Raw genomic sequence first — 2,945 nt, 5'->3', positions numbered from 1 at the left:
GGCCCACCGAACCCGCGGCTCCACGCGGCTCCGCCGCGCAGACGCAGGCCTCCGGCCGTCGCAGCCCGGCTCCGCGAGCGCCCGGCGACAGCCGCCGCACGGCCGCAGCCGCCCTCACCGGGCAGCCCGCTCCTGGGCGACTCGGCTGCGCGCAGCAGGCCGCCGGGCAACACGGCGCGGGGCAGCACGGCCCCGGTCGGCACAGCACAGGGATCGAACGCGCGACGGGAGAGGCTGATGGTCGCTGAACCGCTTCGGGGTGGGCTGCAGGCGGCGGGCGACACGTCCCCACCCGTGGACGCGGAGGGACCGGCCCGGCCGGACGTCGTCGTGGCCCAGCCCCAGCCGGACGGGAGCGCGTCGCCGCGCCCCGCGCTGGTCGGCCGCCCGCCGTGGACGCTGATGTACCACTCCGTCGACTCCGGCCCGCAGGACCCGTACCTGCTCACCGTCTCGCCGCAGCGCTTCGCCGCGCAGCTGGCCTGGCTGCACCGCAACGGCCTGCGCGGGGTGTCCATGCGCGAGCTGGTCCGCGCCTACGAGCAGCACGCCACGGACGGGCTGGTCGGGCTGACCTTCGACGACGGCTACGCCGACTTCCCCCGCCAGGTGCTCCCGGCGCTGCGGGCCCACGGCTTCACCGCGACGCTCTACGTCGTCGCGGGGCGCATGGGCGGCCACAACGTCTGGGACGCCGACGCGCCGCGCAAGCCGCTGGTGACCATCGAACAGGTACGGCAACTGGCGGACGCCGGTGTGGAGATCGGTTCGCACGGGCTCAGCCACCGCCGGATGACGGGCCTCGGCGAGGAGGAGCTGGCCGCCGAGGCGCGGCGCAGCCGTGAGGTGCTGGAGAGTGTCGTCCAGCGTCCCGTGACCGGTTTCTGCTACCCCTACGGGGCCGTCGACGCCGCCGCCGAGCGGGCCGTCGCCATGGCCGGCTACGACTACGGCGCGGGCATCCGCCACCAGCCCGCGACCAGCCGCTGGGCGCTGCCTCGGTGCTACGTCGGCGAGCGCGACGGCGGCCTTCGGCTGCGCGCCAAGCGCGTCCGCCACGCGCTGCGGGGGTGGTCCGCGTGAGCCCCGGACTGCGGGTCCTGCACGTGGTCACCGGCCTGCACGCGGGCGGCGCGGAGCAGCAGCTGCGTCTGCTGCTGCGGCACCTGCCCGCCGGCATCCACTGCGAGGTCGTCGCGCTGTGCGAGGCGGGCGCCGTGGCCGACGGCCTGCGCGCCGACGGCGTCACCGTGCACGAGCTCGACATGCGCGGCAACCGCGACCTCGCCGCGCTGCCGCGCCTGGTCCGGTTGATCCGCGAGGGCCGGTACGACCTGGTGCACTGCCACCTCTACCGCGCCTGCGTCTACGGCCGCCTCGCCGCGCGGCTGGCGGGCGTGCGGGCGGTGCTGGCCACCGAGCACTCGCTCCAGCCCGGCGTGCTCGAGGGCCGCCGTACCGGCGCGGCCGTGCGGCGGCTCTACCTGGCCACCGAGCGGCTCGGCCGGGTCACCATCGCCGTCTCCGAGGCGACGGCCCGTCAACTGCGCACCTGGGACGTGCCGGAGGAGCGGATCCGGGTTGTGCCCAACGGCGTCGACCCTGCCGCGTACCGCGTGGCCGCCGTGCCCCGCGCGTCGCTCGGCCTGCCCGCCGACGCGTTCGTCGTCGGCGCGGTCGGCCGCCTCGTGCTCGGCAAGCGCTTCGACGTCCTGGTGGACGCGCTCGCGCTGCTGCCGCGCGAGGCGCACCTGCTGGTCGTCGGCTCCGGCCCCGAACACGCAGCGCTGCTCGCGCAGGCCCGCGAGCGCGGCGTCGCCGACCGCGTCGTGCTGACGGGCGAGCGGGACGACGTCCCGGCGCTGCTGGCCACGATGGACGCGCTTGCGGCGCCCTCGGAGGGTGAGACCTTCGGCCTGGTCCTGGTCGAGGGCCTCGCCTCCGGCCTTCCCGTCTTCTGGTCCTCAGGCCCGGCGCTGGCGGAGCTCCCGATGCAGGAGCAGCTGGCCCTCGGCCGTGGCGGCAGCGCCCGCACCGAGCCCACGGCCGCCGCGTACGCGGCCGCCCTTCGCCCGCTGCTCACCCGCCGCCCACCCCGCACCGTCGGCCCGGTCCCGGGCCGCTACGACATCACCCGCCTCGCCCCCCGCGTCGCCGCGATCTACGCCGAACTCACCACCCTCCCGGACCCCGCCCCGATCAGCGCCGCGCCGCGCGGCCCGCTCTCGCACCGCTCGACCGCGCCCGCGTCTCCGGCCGCGAGCCGCAAGGCGGGGGCGTCCGCGCCGCGCCCGGCAGCCCCTGCGCCGCGAGGCGTAGGGCTGGAGGCGGGATCGCCTGTCTCGGCGCCGCGAGCGGCCGAGGCGGCTTCGAGCCGGTCCCGGGCTTCTGGGCCGCCAGGCGGGAGTGAGCGGGCGGGGGAGTCGCCCGTCTCTGGCGCCGACCTGCCGCAGGCGCCCGCGCCCGCCGCTGGATCCGCTCGGCCGGAGGGTCCCGCGCGGGCGGTGGTGGCGGCCGAGGGTGGGCGCCGGGCGGCCGTGCCCGCGCCGGCGCAGCCCGACGCAGACACGGAGTCGCATCCGCCCGCCGCGTCCGCGGCCCGCGCATCGAACGTCACCGCATCGCACACCCGAAGGAGATGACCCGTGCCGGACAGCGAGAAGCAGAGCGCGGCCGCACCGTCCGTACCCGCGTCGCACGCCGGTGAGCGCCGGTCCGTGCCGCTGCGGTCCGCGCTGCGCAGGTGGTGGCCGCTGCTGGTGGCGGTGCCCGCGGGCGCCGTGGCAGGCGGGGCCTACGCGCTCGTGGCCACGCCGCAGTACCAGTCCGACGCCTACGTGATGGCCGTCGTGGACCAAGGCGCGGACAGCGCCTCCGCCGTGAGCTTCGCCCAGGCCTACGGCCGGGTCGTCGCGCAGCCGGAGGTGCTGTCGAGCGCCGCCGCC

At 77.7% G+C, this 2,945-nt stretch carries 3 protein-coding genes; all 3 read left to right on the top strand.

Annotated elements, in window-relative coordinates; genetic code table 11:
* Positions 1 to 237: 237 nt before the first annotated feature.
* Positions 238 to 1,083, top strand: a complete 846-nt coding sequence (locus TR48_RS22220) for a polysaccharide deacetylase family protein (RefSeq protein ID WP_084729648.1) — start codon at positions 238 to 240, stop codon at positions 1,081 to 1,083.
* Positions 1,080 to 2,642 carry a glycosyltransferase gene (locus TR48_RS22215; RefSeq protein ID WP_063771034.1) on the top strand — a complete coding sequence of 521 codons (1,563 nt, stop codon included), beginning with the start codon at positions 1,080 to 1,082 and terminating at the stop codon, positions 2,640 to 2,642. Before TR48_RS22220 ends, TR48_RS22215 begins: the two co-directional genes overlap by 4 nt.
* Before the next feature lie 3 nt (positions 2,643 to 2,645).
* Positions 2,646 to 2,945, top strand: a 300-nt coding sequence (locus tag TR48_RS43445; protein WP_236652267.1) for a Wzz/FepE/Etk N-terminal domain-containing protein, incomplete at its 3' end; no start/stop codon positions are given.

The sequence above is a fragment of the Streptacidiphilus neutrinimicus genome (genome assembly GCF_000787815.1).
Classification (GTDB): domain Bacteria; phylum Actinomycetota; class Actinomycetes; order Streptomycetales; family Streptomycetaceae; genus Streptacidiphilus; species Streptacidiphilus neutrinimicus.
The sequence above is the reverse complement of the archived record's forward strand: the minus strand, read 5'-3'. Positions and strand labels throughout refer to the sequence as shown.

Bases quoted from the DNA above. Each gene is read 5' to 3' on its own strand.
- TR48_RS22220 (WP_084729648.1), top strand. From the start codon at position 238: ATGGTCGCTGAACCGCTTCGGGGTGGGCTGCAGGCGGCGGGCGACACG.